Annotated in this window: 15 protein-coding genes and 1 pseudogene; 7 read left to right on the forward strand and 9 right to left on the reverse strand. The window is 69.9% G+C overall.

Annotated elements, in window-relative coordinates; all coding sequences use genetic code 11:
• Positions 1 to 4 precede the first annotated feature (4 nt).
• From yidC to AMYTH_RS0128940, 6 genes and pseudogenes are all read left to right on the forward strand, one after another.
• Positions 5 to 1,102, forward strand: coding sequence for a membrane protein insertase YidC (gene yidC / locus AMYTH_RS0128910; protein WP_027933185.1), 1,098 nt, complete (start codon positions 5 to 7; stop codon positions 1,100 to 1,102).
• Between the two features lie 29 nt (positions 1,103 to 1,131).
• On the forward strand, positions 1,132 to 1,668 hold the full coding sequence (locus tag AMYTH_RS0128915) for a Jag family protein (RefSeq protein ID WP_017985942.1): 537 nt from the start codon (positions 1,132 to 1,134) through the stop codon (positions 1,666 to 1,668).
• 224 nt (positions 1,669 to 1,892) lie between these two features.
• Positions 1,893 to 2,039: pseudogene (locus tag AMYTH_RS0128920) on the forward strand (R3H domain-containing nucleic acid-binding protein); the annotation flags it as partial.
• A gap of 608 nt (positions 2,040 to 2,647) precedes the next feature.
• Complete coding sequence (rsmG, locus tag AMYTH_RS0128925) at positions 2,648 to 3,304, forward strand: 16S rRNA (guanine(527)-N(7))-methyltransferase RsmG (protein ID WP_027933187.1); 657 nt, start codon at positions 2,648 to 2,650, stop codon at positions 3,302 to 3,304.
• A gap of 102 nt (positions 3,305 to 3,406) precedes the next feature.
• The gene (locus AMYTH_RS0128935; protein ID WP_084022702.1) at positions 3,407 to 4,309 is read left to right on the forward strand and encodes a ParA family protein; all 903 of its coding nucleotides are present in this window, start codon (positions 3,407 to 3,409) and stop codon (positions 4,307 to 4,309) included.
• On the forward strand, positions 4,306 to 5,307 hold the full coding sequence (locus tag AMYTH_RS0128940) for a ParB/RepB/Spo0J family partition protein (RefSeq protein ID WP_027933189.1): 1,002 nt from the start codon (positions 4,306 to 4,308) through the stop codon (positions 5,305 to 5,307). The genes AMYTH_RS0128935 and AMYTH_RS0128940 overlap by 4 nt, the downstream gene beginning before the upstream one ends.
• 95 nt (positions 5,308 to 5,402) lie before the next feature.
• Here AMYTH_RS0128940 and AMYTH_RS0128945 read toward each other — a convergent pair whose 3' ends face one another.
• Together AMYTH_RS0128945 and AMYTH_RS0128950 are read right to left on the reverse strand one after the other, a co-directional pair.
• Positions 5,403 to 6,353, reverse strand: a complete 951-nt coding sequence (locus tag AMYTH_RS0128945) for a D-alanine--D-alanine ligase family protein (protein WP_027933190.1) — start codon at positions 6,351 to 6,353, stop codon at positions 5,403 to 5,405.
• 49 nt (positions 6,354 to 6,402) lie between these two features.
• Positions 6,403 to 7,716, reverse strand: a complete 1,314-nt coding sequence (locus tag AMYTH_RS0128950; RefSeq protein ID WP_027933191.1) for an aminotransferase-like domain-containing protein — start codon at positions 7,714 to 7,716, stop codon at positions 6,403 to 6,405.
• 181 nt (positions 7,717 to 7,897) lie between these two features.
• On the opposite strand from AMYTH_RS0128950, the gene AMYTH_RS0128955 reads away from it, so the two are divergent.
• Positions 7,898 to 8,545, forward strand: a complete 648-nt coding sequence (locus tag AMYTH_RS0128955) for a GNAT family N-acetyltransferase (RefSeq protein ID WP_027933192.1) — start codon at positions 7,898 to 7,900, stop codon at positions 8,543 to 8,545.
• Positions 8,546 to 8,625: 80 nt separating this feature from the next.
• On the opposite strand, the gene AMYTH_RS0128960 is transcribed toward AMYTH_RS0128955, so the two are convergent.
• The 7 genes from AMYTH_RS0128960 to murJ all read right to left on the reverse strand — a co-directional run bounded on the left by AMYTH_RS0128960 (position 8,626) and on the right by murJ (position 16,328).
• The gene (locus AMYTH_RS0128960) at positions 8,626 to 9,759 is read right to left on the reverse strand and encodes an N-acetylmuramoyl-L-alanine amidase (RefSeq protein ID WP_020416221.1); all 1,134 of its coding nucleotides are present in this window, start codon (positions 9,757 to 9,759) and stop codon (positions 8,626 to 8,628) included.
• Positions 9,760 to 9,960: 201 nt separating this feature from the next.
• Positions 9,961 to 10,287 (reverse strand): thioredoxin, encoded by a 327-nt coding sequence (trxA, locus tag AMYTH_RS0128965; protein ID WP_017985934.1) that lies wholly within the window; start codon positions 10,285 to 10,287, stop codon positions 9,961 to 9,963.
• Positions 10,288 to 10,318: 31 nt separating this feature from the next.
• The gene (gene trxB / locus AMYTH_RS0128970) at positions 10,319 to 11,311 is read right to left on the reverse strand and encodes a thioredoxin-disulfide reductase (protein ID WP_027933193.1); all 993 of its coding nucleotides are present in this window, start codon (positions 11,309 to 11,311) and stop codon (positions 10,319 to 10,321) included.
• 101 nt (positions 11,312 to 11,412) lie between these two features.
• Positions 11,413 to 12,180 (reverse strand): anti-sigma factor family protein, encoded by a 768-nt coding sequence (locus tag AMYTH_RS0128975; RefSeq protein ID WP_027933194.1) that lies wholly within the window; start codon positions 12,178 to 12,180, stop codon positions 11,413 to 11,415.
• Positions 12,177 to 12,812: an RNA polymerase sigma factor SigM gene (gene sigM, locus AMYTH_RS0128980; protein ID WP_027933195.1), complete on the reverse strand. Its 636-nt coding sequence runs from the start codon at positions 12,810 to 12,812 to the stop codon at positions 12,177 to 12,179. The genes AMYTH_RS0128975 and sigM overlap by 4 nt, the downstream gene beginning before the upstream one ends.
• A gap of 10 nt (positions 12,813 to 12,822) precedes the next feature.
• Positions 12,823 to 14,412: a protein kinase family protein gene (locus AMYTH_RS0128985; protein WP_027933196.1), complete on the reverse strand. Its 1,590-nt coding sequence runs from the start codon at positions 14,410 to 14,412 to the stop codon at positions 12,823 to 12,825.
• Positions 14,413 to 14,492: 80 nt separating this feature from the next.
• Positions 14,493 to 16,328 (reverse strand): murein biosynthesis integral membrane protein MurJ, encoded by a 1,836-nt coding sequence (gene murJ / locus AMYTH_RS0128990; RefSeq protein ID WP_017985929.1) that lies wholly within the window; start codon positions 16,326 to 16,328, stop codon positions 14,493 to 14,495.
• Between the last annotated feature and the right edge of the window lie 53 nt (positions 16,329 to 16,381).

A 16,381-nucleotide genomic window follows, 5' to 3' on the forward strand; every position in this document is an offset into this window, starting at 1 on the left:
CTCAGTGCTCGACTTCATCTACTACCCCGTGTCCTTCATCCTGTGGTGTTGGCACAAGGTCTTCGGGTTCGTCTTCGGGGCCGACAACGCGATCACCTGGCTCCTGGCGATCATCTTCCTGACCTTCACGGTTCGCGGCATCATGTTCAAGCCGTTCGTGAACCAGGTCCGGTCGATGAAGAAGATGCAGGAGTTCGCGCCGGAACTGAAGAAGATTCAGAAGAAGTACGCGAACGACCGGCAGCGCCAGGCCGCGGAGATGCAGAAGCTCCAAAAGGAGCACGGTGTCAACCCGCTGGGCAGCTGTCTGCCGATGCTGCTGCAGATCCCGGTGTTCATCGGTCTGAACTGGGTGCTGCGCGCGTTCAGCTACAACCCGAACCCCGGCCAGCCGAAGACGGAGAACTACTTCTTCGATCAGGCGGGTGTCGAGTCCTACAACAACGCGAAGCTGTTCGGCGTCAACATCGGCGACGCGATCCACCACACCACGATGCTCGGCGGGATGGGCGGTGGCTGGCACTGGAACGTGGCGCCGGTCGCGATCCCGCTGATGATCCTCGCGGCGATCCTGACCCACCTCACGGCGCGGCACTCGGCGCAGCGGCAGAACCTGAACCCCGAGGCGATCACGCCGCAGACGCAGATGATGCAGCGGCTGACGATGTACATCTTCCCGCTCGGTGTGCTCGTGTTCGGTGCGTTCTTCCCGATCGGTCTGCTCGTCTACTGGCTGGCGAACAACGGCTGGACCCTGATGCAGCAGCGCCTGGTCTACACGCGCATCGACAAGGAAGAGGCGCAGAAGAAGGCCGAGGCGGCCGAGAAGCGCAACTCGCTGGCGCCGCGCCCGGGTGCGAAGCCGAAGCCGGGCCAGAAGCCGGTGCAGCCGAAGAAGACGGACGACGGTGACGGTGCGGCCGACAAGCCGGCTGCCGACGGCAAGGCGAGCGGGCAGAAGCCGGGGTCGAAGGCCGGCTCCCCGCACCGCTTCCCGCAGCAGGGGCAGCGCCCGCAGAACGGCTCGGCGCAGAAGCGCAAGAAGCCTTCGCAGGGCGGCAAGAACTCAGGACAGAAGGGCTCGGGGCAGAAGCGCCGCTGAGCGCTGGAGCCCGGTGAAAGGAGATGACGATGGCGGAGACGGTCGAAGCGATCGACGCTGACGACGAGGCGCCCGCTGCGGAGGCGACGGGTTCGTCGACGGAGGACCTGCTGGTCCGCGAGGGCGACATCGCGGGCGACTACCTGGAGCGGTTGCTGGACCTGCTCGACTACGACGGGGACATCGACCTCGACGTGGAGAGTGGCCGCGCGATCGTGAGCATCGACGGCGGTGACGACCTGGAGAAGCTGGTCGGTGGACGCGGCCAGGTGCTCGAGGCGCTGCAGGAACTGACGCGGCTCGCGGTGCAGCAGGAGACCGGCACCCGGAGCCGGCTGATGCTCGACATCGCCGGCTGGCGGGCCGGCCGCCGCGCCGAGCTGACGGAGCTGGGCCGCACGACGGCCGAGACGGTCAAGGCGACGGGTGAGAAGGTTCGGCTGCAGCCGATGAGCCCGTTCGAGCGGAAGGTCGTGCACGACGCGGTGGCGGCCGTGGGTGGCGTCAAGAGTGAGAGCGAGGGCGAAGAGCCCAAGCGGCGCGTGGTTGTGATGCCGGACGCGTAAGCGTTCTGATTCCGGAAGGCGGCCCACTCCGGTGGGCCGCCTTTCTTATGCGCACGGTTTGAGCGGTGGCTCGGTCGTTCGGCGGGGGCGCGAAGAGTGCTCGGGATCGTCCGGCTCACGCGTCGGCTGATCGGGCGCAGACCGGGGCAGCTGCGATTGGCCTCCGCTGCCGCGGCTGCCTCGCGGTGGTGGAGGTGCGGCCGGGCGTCGTCGTGGACGACAAGGCGACGGGTGAGAAGGTTCGGCTGCAGCCGATGAGCCCGTTCGAGCGGAAGGTCGTGCACGACGCGGTGGCGGCCGTGGGTGGCGTCAAGAGTGAGAGCGAGGGCGAAGAGCCCAAGCGGCGCGTGGTTGTGATGCCGGACGCGTAAGCGTTCTGATTCCGGAAGGCGGCCTACCCCGGTGGGCCGCCTTCTTTTATGCCCACGGTTTGAGCAGTCGCTCGGCCGTTCGGCAGGGGCGCGATGAGTGCTCGGGATCGTCCGGCTGACGCGTCGGCTGATCGGGCGCAGACCGGGGCAGCCGGGATCGGCCTCCGCTGCCGCGGCCGCCTCGCGGTGGTGGAGGTGCGGCCGGGCGTCGTCGTGGACGACAAGGCGACGGGTGAGAAGGTGCGGCTGCAGCCGATGAGCCCGTTCGAGCGGAAGAGTGGCCGGGATCGCCCGGCTGACGCGTCGGCTGATCGGGCGCAGGCCCGGGGCAGCCGAGATGGGCCTCCGCTACCGCGGGCGCCCGGTGGTGGCGCCGCTGCGGCGTCCGGTCGTGGAGGGCAAGGCAACCGCGAGAAGGATTGGCTGCCGTCGGCCGTCGCGCGGCGAGGGGCACGTGGCTTTCGGTTTCACGTGGAACCGGCGACTGCCGCTTCCCGACCCGTTTCACGTGAAACCGTCCACAGTTGCGGTCCGCCTCCCCGCGATGATGTTCGCGTCGTGGAGAATCGGGGGCGTTGGTCGTTTCACGTGAAACCCGAGGAGTGCTAGTGGTGCCGGTGCCCGAGGTGGCTGGGCGAGTGTTCGGCGATGGGCTCGATCAGGCCGTCGCCTTCGCTGAGATGCTCGAGCGGTTCGGCGTCGAGCGGGGGTTGATCGGGCCGCGTGAGGTGGAGCGGCTCTGGGATCGGCACCTCCTCAACTCCGCCGTCGTCGGTGAGCGGATCGCGGATGGCGCCCGGGTGATCGATGTCGGGTCCGGCGCCGGCTTTCCCGGAGTGCCGCTCGCCATCGCGCGGCCGGATCTCGATGTCGTTCTCGTGGAGCCCATGGCTCGTCGGGCGGACTGGTTGAACGAAGTCGCCGAGACCATCAAACTGGACGTCACCGTCGTGCGCGGCCGGGCTGAAGAGAAGGCGCTCCGGGAGCGAGTCGGGACCGCGGATGTCGTCACGTCGCGGGCCGTCGCTCCCCTCGCGCGTTTGGCGGGCTGGTGCCTCCCCCTCGTCCGGGAGGGTGGCATGATGCTCGCAGTCAAGGGAGCTAGTGCCCGGGACGAAGTTGCCCGTGACGCGAAGGCGGTCGCCCGCGTCGGTGGGGGTGCTCCAACGGTCTCTGAGTGCGGGGTCGGCGTGCTCGAAACGCCGACGACCGTGGTGCGGGTGGAGCGCGTACGAAGTGCCCGTCGCCCGCGCCGTGCGGGATGACAGGATGGCGTACTGGATGGCTTGTGGAGGCCAGATCAGCATGATGCGACCCATGTTCCACGTGAAACCAACAGTGTCGATTGCGGAAAGGTGGCTCGGCCGGTGACCCCGCCTGCGTCAGACTGGACCCCCATTGCCGAAGAAGCCGAGCGCGCCGCCCGCGTGCTGCACCCGGAACCCAACTCCCTCCCCCGGCCTGATCAGCGCCGTGTGCTGACCGTCGCCAACCAGAAGGGCGGCGTCGGCAAGACGACCAGCGCCGTCAACCTCGCCGCGGCCCTCGCGGTGCACGGCCTCAAGACCCTCGTCATCGACCTCGATCCGCAGGGCAACGCCAGCACCGCGCTCAACGTGGACCACCGCTCCGGCACCCCCTCCATCTACGACGTCCTCCTCGGCGACCTCCCCCTGGGCGAGGCGATGGCCGTCAGCGAGCAGTCCCCCAACTTGTTCTGTGTCCCCGCGACGATCGACCTCGCCGGCGCGGAGATCGAGCTCGTCGAGATGCCCTCCCGTGAATCGCGGCTGAAGGAGGCGCTCACCGGCGAGGTCGTCGACCAGCTCGGCGTCGACTACGTCTTCATCGACTGCCCGCCCTCGCTCGGCCTCCTCACCGTCAACGCCATGGTCGCCGCACGCGAGGTGCTCATCCCGATCCAGTGCGAGTACTACGCACTCGAAGGCCTCGGGCAGCTCCTCAGCAACATCGAGCTGGTGCAGAAGCACCTCAACCCCGGCCTCTCCGTCTCGACGATCCTCCTCACCATGTACGACGGCCGCACCAAGCTGGCCGACCAGGTGACCGCCGAGGTGCGCGACCACTTCGGCGACGTCGTCCTCAAGACCGTCATCCCCCGCAACGTGAAGGTGTCCGAGGCGCCCAGCTACGGCCAGACCGTGCTGGCGTACGACCCGGGTTCGCGGGGCGCGATGAGCTATGTCGATGCGGCTCGCGAACTCGCGGAGCGTGGCAGCAGCAACGGATCGAGGAGGGGCACGTTATGACCGAACGCAGGGGTGGCCTGGGGCGCGGCCTGGCCGCGCTGATCCCGACCGGACCGCCCGCAGGCGAGAACACCCCCAGCGCGCCGGCTCGCCCGGAGGCGCCGTCCCGCAACGGCGACAAGGACTGGTTCGCAGCCAACAGCGAGGTCGTGCCCAGCGGTGAGGTGGCCGGCGCCGTCTACCGCGAGATCCCGACGAGCTCGGTCAAGCCCAACCCGAAGCAGCCGCGGCAGGTCTTCGACGAGGACGCCCTTGCGGAGCTGGAACACTCGATCCGCGAGTTCGGCCTCATGCAGCCGATCGTCGTCCGCGAACTCGGCGGCGGCGAGTACGAGCTCGTCATGGGCGAGCGCCGTCTGCGCGCGTCGCAGCGGGCCGAGCTGGAGAACATCCCGGCCATCGTCCGGCAGACCGCCGACGAAGCGATGCTCCGGGACGCCCTCCTGGAGAACATCCACCGCGTCCAGCTGAACCCGCTCGAAGAGGCGGCCGCCTACCAGCAGCTGCTCGACGAGTTCGAGGTGACGCACGAGGAGCTCGCCTCCCGCATCGGCCGCAGCCGCCCGGTCATCACCAACACCATCCGGCTGCTCAAACTCCCCCTCCCCGTGCAGCGCCGCGTCGCGGCCGGGGTCCTCTCCGCCGGGCACGCCCGGGCGCTGCTCTCACTCGAAGATCCGGAGCAGCAGGAGGAGCTCGCGACGCGCATCGTCGCCGAGGGGCTCTCGGTCCGCGCGACCGAGGAGGCGGTGACGCTCAAGAAGAGCGAGGCGCCGGCCAAGCCGAAAGCCGCTCCCCGCAAGGCGATGCAGGCGCCCGGTCTCCAGGATCTGGCGAACCGGCTGTCGGACACCTTCGACACGCGCGTCAAGGTCGACCTCGGCCGCCGGAAGGGACGCATCGTCGTCGAGTTCGGCTCGATCGACGATCTGGAGCGAATCGTCTCGATCATGGACCCGAATCGGGCAAATCAGGCACTCAAAACCGATGAGGAATGACACCAGGTCGTTTCGTCACGGTGATGATTTGATCTGACAACACTGAGGGCCACCTCCCGCTCGGGAAGGTGGCCCTCAGTGGTTCGGGGGACGTGTCAGGCGGACCGGCGGATCGCCCGCGCGACGAGATCGGCGAACACGGCGCCGAGCGACGTGCCCGCGGTCTCGATCGCCATCGGCACGGTCGACGTCTCGGTGAGGCCCGGCGACGAGTTCACTTCGAGGAACTGGACGGCGCCGTCGACGGTCACGATCGCGTCGGTCCGGGAGATGTCCCGCAGACCGAGGAGCTTGTGCGCGGCGACAGCCAGCTCGCCGACCGCCTTCGCGGACTCCTCCGGCAGCCGGGCCGGCGCGAAGAAGTCGGTCAGCCCGGCGGTGTAGCGCGAGGTGTAGTCGTAGACGCCGCTCTCCGGCACGATCTCCACGGCGGGCAGCGCCTCCGGCTCCCCGTCCCGCTCGACGACCGCCACCGCGACCTCGACGCCCTCGACCAGCCGCTCCGCCAGCACGGTGTCGCCGTACGCGAAGCAGCCGACCATGGCGGCGGGCAGCTCGGCGGCGTCCCGCACGACCTGGGCGCCCAGTGCGGACCCGCCCTGGTCGGGCTTCAGGATCAGCGGCAGGCCCAGGTGGTCGACGATCGCGTCGAGCACGCCCTGCGCGCCCAGCTCCCGGAACGTGCTGTGCGGCAGCACGACCCAGTCCGGCGTCGCGTACCCGGCGGCGGACAGCACGGCCTTCGCGGTCGGCTTGTCCCACGCCCGACGGCACCCGCGCGAGCTGGTGCCCACGTACGGCACCTTCAGCATCTCCAGGACGGTCTGCACCGACCCGTTCTCGCCCTGACCACCGTGCAGCGCCACGACGGCCGCGTCGGGCCGCTCGGACCGCAACCGGTCGAGCAGGCCCGCGTCGGTGTCCCACTCCTCGACGGTCAGCCCCTGCTCCCGCAGCGCGGCGGACAGCCTGCGGCCGGACCGCAGCGAGACATCGCGCTCATGCGAAAGCCCGCCCGCGAGAACGGCGACGGTCGGCATAACCACGCCGGCACTCTCCTCAATCAACAGTCTAAATAGGACTCAGCAGCGGCGATCAGGCCGTGTCCGGCGACGGCGTCTCCGGGCCGGGGATCGCGCGCATGCTGACGTTACCGAACGTGCGCACCAGGTCCATTTCGGACTCGAGCACCGCGGCCAGGCGCCGCACGCCCTCCTTGATCCGCTCGGGCGTCGGGTAGCAGTACGACAGCCGCATCTGCCTGCTGCCGAAACCGTCGGCGTAGAAACCGGTGCCGGACGCGTACGCGACCCGGGCGGTGACGGCGCGCGGCAGCATCGCCTTGGTGTCGACACCCTCCGGCACCGTCACCCACACGTAGAAACCGCCGTCCGGGTTCGTCCAGCTGCAGCCGGACGGCAGGTGCTGCTCCAGGGCGGAGAGCATCGCGTCCCGCCGCTCCCGGTAGTTCTCGCGGAAGGTCTTGATCTGGCCCTTCCAGTCGTGCGTGGCCAGGTACCGCGACACGATCATCTGGTTGAGGCTCGGCGGGCACAGCGTGGCCGACTCGGCGGCCAGCACCAGCTTCTCCCGCACCGCGTGCGGCGCCAGCACCCAGCCGACCCGCAGGCCGGACGCGAACGTCTTGGAGAACGAGCCCAGGTACACCACGTTGTCCGGGTCGAGCGACCGCAGCGCCGGGTAGGTCTGGCCGTCGAAGCCGAGCAGCCCGTACGGGTTGTCCTCGACGACCAGCACGCCGTGCGCCCGGCAGATGGCGAGGATCTCGGCGCGCCGTTCGACCGCGAGCGTCACGCCGGCCGGGTTGTGGAAGTTCGGGATCGTGTAGAGGAACTTGACGCGCTGACCGGCGCGCTCGGCGGCCGCGAGAGCCTCCCGCAGCGCCTCCGGCACCAGCCCCTGGTCGTCCATCACGACGTGCACAACCTTGGCCTGGTACGCGGCGAACGAGCCCAGCGCGCCCACGTAGGAGGGCCCCTCGGCCAGCACGACGTCGCCCGGGTCGCAGAACAGCCGGGTGACCATGTCCAGGCCCATCTGGGAGCCGACGGTCACGACGACGTCGTCGGAGTGCGCGTTGATGCCCTCCATCGCCATGACCTCGCAGATCTGCTCGCGCAGCACGGGCACGCCCTGCGCGGAGCCGTACTGCAGCGCGACCAGGCCGTCCTCCGCGATGATCTCCCCCACCTGCGCGGAGAGGCTGTCCAGCGGGAGCGCGGCGAGGTTCGGCATGCCGCCGGCGAGCGAAACCACCTCCGGGCGGCTGGCCACCGCGAAGAGAGCTCGGATCTCCGACGCCGTCATGCCTGCCGTGCGGGCGGCGTAACGGGCGAGGTGGGGATCGAGGTCTCGGCGGCCAGTGTGCTCGGGTGGATTCGCAGTCATCGCACTTCGCTCTGTCGAATGGTCAGTTTCCCGAGTGTAACCACTCGTCCTTGTGATATTCCCGGCCTTCCGGCGTGAGTCACAGACGCCTATCCTCGAATGCGGCCGAGCAGGCTGTGGCGGTGCGCCACGCCCTGCTCCACGTCGGGCCGGCCGCCGCGAAATCCGGGGAGGGGATCAGGTGTCGCGTCGAGTCGTGGGCGTCACCCTCGACAACCTGGAACACCTGCCCAAGAACTGCCGCCGGTGCGTGTACTGGGAGCTCGCGCCGCACCTGCGCGCGCAGGCGGAGGAGTTCGGCCAGACCGAGGTCGAGAAGGAGGCCTGGGTCTCCTCGGTGCTGCTGGAGTGGGGCTCCTGCGGCCGCATCATCTACAGCGACTCGCTGCCCGTCGGGTTCGTCCTCTATGCCCCGCCGAACCTGGTGCCGCGCTCGGTCGCCTTCCCCACGTCCCCGCCCAGCGCGGACGCGGTGCTGCTGACGAGCTTCCAGGTGCTGCCGGAGTTCCGCGGCGGCGGGCTGGGCCGCACCCTCGTCCAGGCGGTCGCCAAGGACATGACGCGCCGCGGTGTGCGTGCGATCGAAGCGTTCGGCGACGCGAGCCCGGACGACGCCGACAACGAGCTGCTGGGGCACACCTGCGTGGTCCCGGCCGACTTCCTCACCGCGGTCGGGTTCAAGACCGTGCGCCCGCACCCCAAGTGGCCCAGGCTGCGCCTGGAGATCCGGTCGGCGCTGTCCTGGAAGGAAGACGTCGAAGCGGCGCTGGAGCGGCTCCTGGGCCAGGTGACCATCACCACCGCCGAACCCAGCACGGCCCGCGCGTAGACGGAGTTATCCACAGAAACGGTCCACAAGGCAGCAGTTGTCCACAGGTTTCTGTGGACAACTGCTGTGAACGAGTGGGCTTATTCGGCCTTCGCGAGCTCGTGAGCGAGCACGTCGGCGAACGTGAACGTGCCGGTCGGCTGGTCGCCCTCGCCGAGCAGGTACAGGCGCTTGACGGCGATCAGGATGCCCTCGGCGACGATGTCGCGGAACGCCGGGTCGGACAGCTTCGCCCGGTCGCCCGGGTTGCTCAGGTAGCCGATCTCCATCCGCACCGCCGGGCACCGCGTCAGCCGCAGGATGTCCCAGGTCTTGGCGTGCGTCCGGCAGTCCAGCAGACCGGTGCGGGCGGCCACCTCGCGCTGCAGGTAGCCGGCCAGCAGCTCACCCACCGTCGACGTGGTGCCGAGGCCGTTGCCCCAGTGGAACGAGGCGACGCCCTGCGCGTGCGGCGAGGAGTTGCGGTCGCAGTGCAGCGACAGGAACAGGTCGGCGCCCGCGTTGTTGGCGAACGCGGCGCGCTCGGCCTCCGCGGGCCCGGTGTCCGGGCCACGCGAGATCAGCGCCTCCATGCCGGTGGCCTTCATCCGGCCTTCCAGACGGCGCGCCAGGTCCCACACGATGTCGGCCTCACGCAGGCCGCCGATCTCCACCCCCGGGTCGGCGCCGCCGTGACCGGGGTCGATGACGATCCGCTTGCCACGCAGCCGCGGCCCGGACTGGCGGACCTGCTCCTGCTCACGCAGCAGCACCGGGCGGCCACCGCGGGCGCGCGGGGAGAGCTGGCGCAGCGCGCGGACGGTCGCCGGGCCGCAGATGCCGTCGATGACCAGGCCGTAGTCGCGCTGGAAGTTGCGCAGGGCGTGCTCGGTCTTCGGGCCGAACATGCCGTCCGGACGGCCCGCGTCGTAGCCCAGCTCGGTCAGCCGGTCCTGCAGCGCGAACACGTCGTCGCCGTGCACCGGCGAGGAGATCAGGTAGGCCAGCGGCCTGCTGCCAAGGTGGAAGGTCGCGCCGCGCAGCACGTGGTAGGTGGCCGGGCCGACGACGCCGTCGATGAGCAGCCCTCGGCGCTGCTGGAACCCGCGGACGGCCCGTTCGACCTCGTGGTCGAACAGGTTGCCGGCATCCGGCCGGAGCAGACCGATCGAGGCCAGCATCGACCTGATCTCAGCGACGTCGTCCCCGACGTCGCCGCGGCGGAGCACCCGCATGCACTCCTCGCTCTTTCCTTGGGCATCGATCAAAAACCGATGCGGCACAAACAGTCTCGGGCTAACCTCGGGTACCCATTCTGCCCTGAGGACTCTCCGTGACCGCGCAGGGCCGGTCGGTGCGTCATCCGGGCGGGTGGCATGGAAAAACCCGGGGGCCGTCCGTAGAAGACGTTTACCCCCGGGTCCTGGTTGCCTTCGTCAGGCGAGAACGTCGGACAGATCCGACAGCAGCGCGGCCTTCGGCTTGGCGCCGACGATCTGCTTCACCGGCTTGCCGCCCTGGAACAGGATCAGCGTCGGGATCGACATGACCTGGTAGTCGCGGGCGGTGCCCGGGTTCTCGTCGATGTCCAGCTTCGCGACGGTCAGCTTGTCCTTGTGCTCGGCGGCGATCTCCTCGAGCACCGGGGCGACCATCTTGCACGGCCCGCACCAGGTCGCCCAGAAGTCGACCAGGACCGGCTTGTCGCTGGTCAGAACGTCGTCGGCGAAGGACTTATCGGTCACCTTGACGGTGTCGGACATTTCATCTCCCTACTTGGTACGAGCTTGGAGTTCAGTTCGTGGAGCCGTAGCCGCCGCCCACCAGTTCGGGCGCGATCTCGGCTTCGGGGTTGCCGGCGTGCTCGGCCAGCCAGCGCTCGGCGTCGATGGCCGCGGAGCAGCCCGAGCCCGCGGCGGTGATGGCCTGCCGGTAGGTGTGGTCGACCAGGTCACCAGCGGCGAAGACGCCGGGCAGGTTGGTGTAGGAGGTGCGGCCCTTGGTCAGGACGTAACCTTCGCTGTCCAGCTCGACCTGGCCCTTGACCAGATCGCTGCGCGGGTCGTGGCCGATCGCGACGAAGAAGCCGGTGACGTCGAGCACCGACTCCTCGCCGGTGACGGTGTCCTTGAGCCTCAGGCCGGACACGGTGGTGTCCCCCTGCACCTCGACGACCTGCTTGTTCAGCGCCCACTTGATCTTCTCGTTCGCGCGGGCGCGCTCGAGCATGATCTTGGAGGCGCGGAACTCCTCGCGCCGGTGCACGATCGTCACCGACCGGGCGAACTTGGTCAGGAAGGTGGCCTCCTCCATGGCGGAGTCGCCACCGCCGAGCACGGCGATGTCCTGGTCGCGGAAGAAGAAGCCGTCACAGGTCGCGCACGCCGAGACACCGCGGCCGAGCAGCTCCTGCTCACCGGGCACGTTGAGGTAGCGAGCGGCCGAACCCATGGCGAGGATGACGGCCTTGGCCGCGTAGCGCGTGCCGTGGGCGGTGACGTACTTGACGTCGCCCTCCAGCTCGAGCTTCTCCACGTCCTCGGCGCGCAGCTCGGCGCCGAAGCGCTCGGCCTGCTTGCGCATCTCCTCCATCAGGTCGGGACCCTGGATGCCGTCCCGGAAGCCGGGGTAGTTCTCGACCTCGGTGGTGGTCATCAGCGCGCCGCCGAACTGGGAACCCTCGAACACCAGCGGTTCGAGCTGGGCACGCGCGGCGTACACCGCGGCCGTGTACCCGGCCGGACCCGACCCCACGATGATGAGGTTCCGAACGTTTTCCGCTGCCACCCGTAGACCTCCGCTCGTCGTGACCTGCGTACCAGGCTCAACACGATCGTAGGGTCAGGTGTTCCCGCCGTGACACGCGTCGCCCGTGTCGCGGAACGCGCTTACCCGATCACCTTGTCCAAGAGCACCCCGGCGTTGTCCGAACCGCAGGTCGGGGCGAACGCGACCAGCCGGAACTTCGCCAGCTGACCGGTGGTCAGCAGGGTCAGCACGGCCGGCTGCCCGTCGATCGAGCCCTGGCGGACTCCGATCGGCTTGGCGGTGTCGGCGAAGCCGGCAGCGGTCAGGCACCTCTGCAGCGCGTCAGCGCCGCCGAGCGGGCCGTAGTCGAACGTGCCCTGCATCTGGCCGACCGCGCTCGCGGCCTGGTCGCTGCGCAGGTTCAGCGGCGGCTGCTGGGCGCTCTGGCCCGGCGGCGGCGCGGCGACGTTCCCGCCCGAGGAAGGCGACGTGCCGCCCGGGATGGCGATCGCGACGGCGGCCACCGCGGCGGCGGCCACGGCCACCACCCCGCTGATCCAGCCGATGCGCTTGTTGCGGCGACGGCGGGCCGCGTCCAGGCTCACCACCGGCGCCACGCCGGGCTGCTGCTGCTGGGGGAACGCGCGGCGGGACTCCTCGGCGATCGCGGCGTCCAGGCGGGCCGCGAACTCGGCCGGCATCGGCGGGACGTCCGCGCTCAGGTCCGCCAGGTCGGCGGTGGTCGCCTCCAGGGCGTCGATGATCGCGCGTGCTTCGGGATCGGCCTGCACCAGCGGCCACAGGCGGGCGGCTTCGTCGTCGTCCAGGACGCCGGCGTGCAGGTCCGCGAGCAGGTCGACAGACCAGGGCGGGCCGGCGGCCTCGATCCCCCGACTCTCGTCCGTCATCGTCCCTCCCTCTCGCGCTGTGCCCCAGACCGGCCGCCGCGCTCCCGTTTGCTTTCGGGAGTTGGGACGTTCGCTAATGCATCCGGGTTCCGGAGATGACCGAGAACTTTGGCGAGTTTGGCGCGGCCGCGGGCGCACCGGCTCTTCACCGTGCCCTCCGCGATGCCGAGCATCTTCGCGGTCTCGCTGACCGAGTATCCCTCGACGTCGACCAGCACGATCGGCATCCGCTGGTCCTCCGGCAGCTGCGCCAGCGCCTCCTTGATGACCAGCCGGGTCTCCCGGTCGGCCATCGAGTCCCGCGGCGTGGCCGGCTCGTTCACGCCGGTCTCCGGCAGCGGCACCGTCGGACGGGCCTGCCTGCGCCGGACCCGGTCCAGGCAGGCGTTGACCACGATCCGGTGCAACCAGGTCGTGACCTGGGATTCCGCCCGGAAGTTCGCGGCGGCGCGGAAGGCGGAGATGAAGGCGTCCTGCAGGGCGTCGGCGGCTTCCTCGGGGTCGCGCAGGGTGCGCAGGGCCACCGCCCACATGCGGTCCCGATGCCGCCGGACCAGTTCGCTGAACGCGTGCGGATCCCCCGACGCGTGCGCCGCGATGAGGTCGGCGTCCGTTGGTGCAGCTGCGGTCACCCGCAGCACCCTACTGGGCGGGGAGGAAGGTCAATTCGCCTATCTGGGACTGGTAGCCCTTGTCCGTGTCACTCAGCTGAGTGATCCAGATGATCACGTACTGCGCCTGCTGGGGCTGCGGAAGGGTGATGTCGGTGGTCTGCCCGTTCAACGTGGCCGTGCCGATCACCCGCGTGTCGGCCAGCTCCGGGTTGCGCGAGTCCGACAGCCGGACCTCGATCGAGGTGCCCGGGCTGTCCGCGGCCACCGTGATCTTCGCCAGGTTGATCGGCTTGTCGAAGCTCGCCAGCAGCCCGACGCCCTCCTTGATGGCCGGGAACTGCTGCCGGTACTGGTCGGTCCGCCAGATCGTGGTGGGGTCGCCGTCGACGGTGTTGCGGGCCCGGCTGGTGTTGTCGCCGTTGCCGTCCGGGTTGTAGACCGTGACGCTCTCCGGGCCGACCGCGGCGCCGATCTGCGCCTGCCCGCCGGTCGACGGCGGCGGGTTCGGCGACGGGTTGACCGGGGCCGACGCGGACGCCGTCGGGGTCGGGTTGGCCACGTTGATCGGCGGGCCGCCCGAGCTGGGGTCGTCCTGGAAGAAGCTGATCGCCAGCATGCCGAGCCAGGCCAGGATCGCGACCGCGGCGACGACCAGCACGGTGACGCCGAGCGCCAGCTTGCGGCGCCGCGCGCGGTCCTTGACCGGCTTCTTCGTCGTCCAGATCGTGCCGTCGCCGTCGGCCTCCATCTGGGCCTTGATCAGCTGTGTCCGCTCCTCGGCCTCGGCGGCCATCTCCAGCGCGCGCACGATCGCCGCGCTGGTACGGATGCCGCCCGGGCCGCCGTCCTCGACCGTGCGCACCGCCAGCGACGACAGCTCCTGCGGCACCGACGGCTGCAGCGAGCGTGGCGGCACGAGCCGCCCGTTCGGGGCGTGCGGCGCGGCCGGGATCGCGGCCGGCCCGCCCGGCAGCGGCCAGCGGCCGGTGAGCAGCAGGTACAGGATCCCGCCGATGGCCTTCACGTCGTCGCGCAGTGTCGCGTCCGGCAGCGGGCCGGGGAACGCCAGGCGGAGCGAGCCCTCGGTGGTCAGGCGCAGGCGCTGCGGGTGGTCCAGGCCGAGCACGAGACCGGAGTGGTGGGCCCGCTCGACGGCCTCGGCGAGCCGCTGGACCATCCGGGCCGCGGCGAGGGGCTGGACCGGGCGGTCGGCGACCAGGTCGATCAGGTCGGTGCCCTTGGTCCACTCGGTGACCACCACGCCCAGCAGGCCTTCACCGGAGGTGATGCCGCTGCCGAGGGTGAGCACGTCGAGCACCCTGGCGACCGCTTCGTGGTTGAACTTGGCCGCGTGCGTGGCGCGTTCGAGGGTCTTGCGGGCCTGACGTGCGGCTTCGGCGTCCGCGGGGTCGCCGACGAGCAGCGTCAGAGCGACGTCCCGCCGCAGCTGGCCGTCCCGCGCACGCCACAGGTGGGCGCCCGCCCGCTCGTCGATGCCGAACTGGGCGAGCAACCGGTACCGGCCGTCTCCGACCACGCTGCCCGGCGCGAGGGAGCCTCCCCTCGCGCGGACACCCGTCCGGATCGGACCGGACTGCTCGCTCCGCTTCTCGTTCACCCCACGCTCTCTTTCCCGCGCCCTGTGGTCGAGGGTACGTGAACACACGGGGTGAGACAGGGTTATCCGTGAGTGGTTCGTTACCCGCGCTTGATCAATCGGGTGATTCTCTTCGTGGCCGGCGACAGCTCGTCCACCCTGAGCAGCGCCAGTACGCCGAACGACACACCGAGACCCACGATGCCCTGCAGGATCAGCTTGATCCACGCGGTCAGCCGCTCGCCGAAGTCCGGGACCACCCAGCCGGCCGCGACCGCGGCCAGCACACCCAGCCCGCTCGCCACGACGGTGAACAGGATGACGCCGAGCACGCGCTTGCTGCGCAGGTTGCCCAGGCTCACCCACAGCCAGACCTGGCCCATGATCGCGCCGACCACGAACGTCAGCGAGTTGACCATCATCGCGCCCAGCACGATGTTCTGGTCGGACAGCAGCACCGGGCACAGGTACAGCAGCGGGATCTTGACCAGGGTCATCACGACCATGATCAGCGTCGGCGTGCGCGCGTCCTTCATCGCGTAGAACACCCGCAGCTGCAGCATCACCAGCGCGTACGGCAGCAGGCCGAACGCCGAGATGGCCAGCGCCTCGCCCAGCCGCGACGCCTCCGCGGTCGAGTTCTCCCCGCCGCTGAACAGCGCGACACCCACCGAGGTGCCGATCACCGACATCACCGCGGCGATCGGCACGAGCATCACCGTCGAGATGCGGGAGGCGTAGGACAGGTCGGCGACCACCTTGCGGGTGTCGCCGTCGGCGGCGTTGCGCGACAGCCGCGGCATGATCGCGGTCAGCAGCGAGACGCCGATGACGCCGTAGGGCAGCTGGAACAGCAGCCAGGCGTTCGAGTAGATCGTCACACCACCCGGGTCACCGCTGGTCAGCACACGGGTGTTGACGGTGAAGCCGATCTGGCTGACCGCGACGTAGCCGAGGATCCACAGCGCGAGGCCGCCGAACTCCTTCATGCGCTTGTCGATGCCCCAGCGCCACTTGAACCTGAACCCGCTGCGCAGCAGCGGCGGCACCAGCATGATCGCCTGCACGACGATGCCCATGGTCACGCCGATGCCCAGCAGCAGCAGCTTCGGCTGGCTCATCTCCACGGGGTTGAACGTGATCTCGCCGGGGGTGAGCATGAACACGGCCAGCGTGAAGATCACGACCAGGTTGTTCACCACCGGCGCCCAGGCCGGCGGCCCGAAGATCTGCTTCGCGTTGAGGACCGCCGAGAGCAGGGCGAACAGGCCGTAGAACAGGATCTCCGGCAGCAGCAGCCTGGCGAACGCGGTGGTCAGGTCCGAACTCGTCTTGCCCGGTTCGCCGTCCAGGTAGAGCGAGGTCAGCCACGGCGCGGCGGCCACCGCGACCACCGTGCCGATCACCAGCAGCACGAACGCCACGGTCAGCATGCGCTGCGTGTAGGCCAGGCCGCCGTCCTTGTCGTCCTGCGACCGCACCAGCAGCGGCACCACGACACTGCTCAGCACGCCGCCGAGCAGCAGCTCGAAGACGATGTTGGGCAGCGTGTTGGCGATGTTGAACGAGTCGTTCACCACGCCGGTGCCCACGGCCCAGACCAGCATGATCTTCCAGAGGAACCCGGTGATCCGGCTGATCAGGGACGCGATCGCGATGCGGCTGCTGGACTTCGCCAGCGACGGCGCGGCCGGCTTCTCCGGCGCCTCGACCGGCGCGTGGAAGCCGGTGGCGTCCAGCCCCGGGCCCTCGCCGAACGAGGTCGACGGCGACGCCGAGATGCGCGGCATCATCCGCGTCGCGAGCGCGTCGTAGGGCCGCAGCACGTCCGGGTCGGCCACCGGCCAGCGGTTGCCGCCCTGCACCCCGCTGATCCGCGGGATCAGCATCGTCGCGTCGGGGTCGTTCGGCGGCAGCGGCGGCGCGCCGAACGGCATGCTGTCCTGGTGGCGCTGCCGCTCCTGCCGCCACGGCCGCACCGGCTGGCGGC

The sequence above is a fragment of the Amycolatopsis thermoflava N1165 genome (genome assembly GCF_000473265.1).
Taxonomy (GTDB): Bacteria; Actinomycetota; Actinomycetes; order Mycobacteriales; family Pseudonocardiaceae; genus Amycolatopsis_E; species Amycolatopsis_E thermoflava.

Coding starts and splice junctions, on each gene's coding strand:
- AMYTH_RS0128975 (WP_027933194.1), bottom strand. CDS start 12,180: ATGACGGACGAGAGTCGGGGGATCGAGGCCGCCGGCCCGCCCTGGTCT.
- murJ (WP_017985929.1), bottom strand. CDS start 16,328: ATGCCGTTCGGCGCGCCGCCGCTGCCGCCGAACGACCCCGACGCGACG.
- AMYTH_RS0128940 (WP_027933189.1), top strand. CDS start 4,306: ATGACCGAACGCAGGGGTGGCCTGGGGCGCGGCCTGGCCGCGCTGATC.
- AMYTH_RS0128960 (WP_020416221.1), bottom strand. CDS start 9,759: ATGCGGGTGCTCCGCCGCGGCGACGTCGGGGACGACGTCGCTGAGATC.
- trxA (WP_017985934.1), bottom strand. CDS start 10,287: ATGTCCGACACCGTCAAGGTGACCGATAAGTCCTTCGCCGACGACGTT.
- AMYTH_RS0128950 (WP_027933191.1), bottom strand. CDS start 7,716: ATGACTGCGAATCCACCCGAGCACACTGGCCGCCGAGACCTCGATCCC.
- AMYTH_RS0128915 (WP_017985942.1), top strand. CDS start 1,132: ATGGCGGAGACGGTCGAAGCGATCGACGCTGACGACGAGGCGCCCGCT.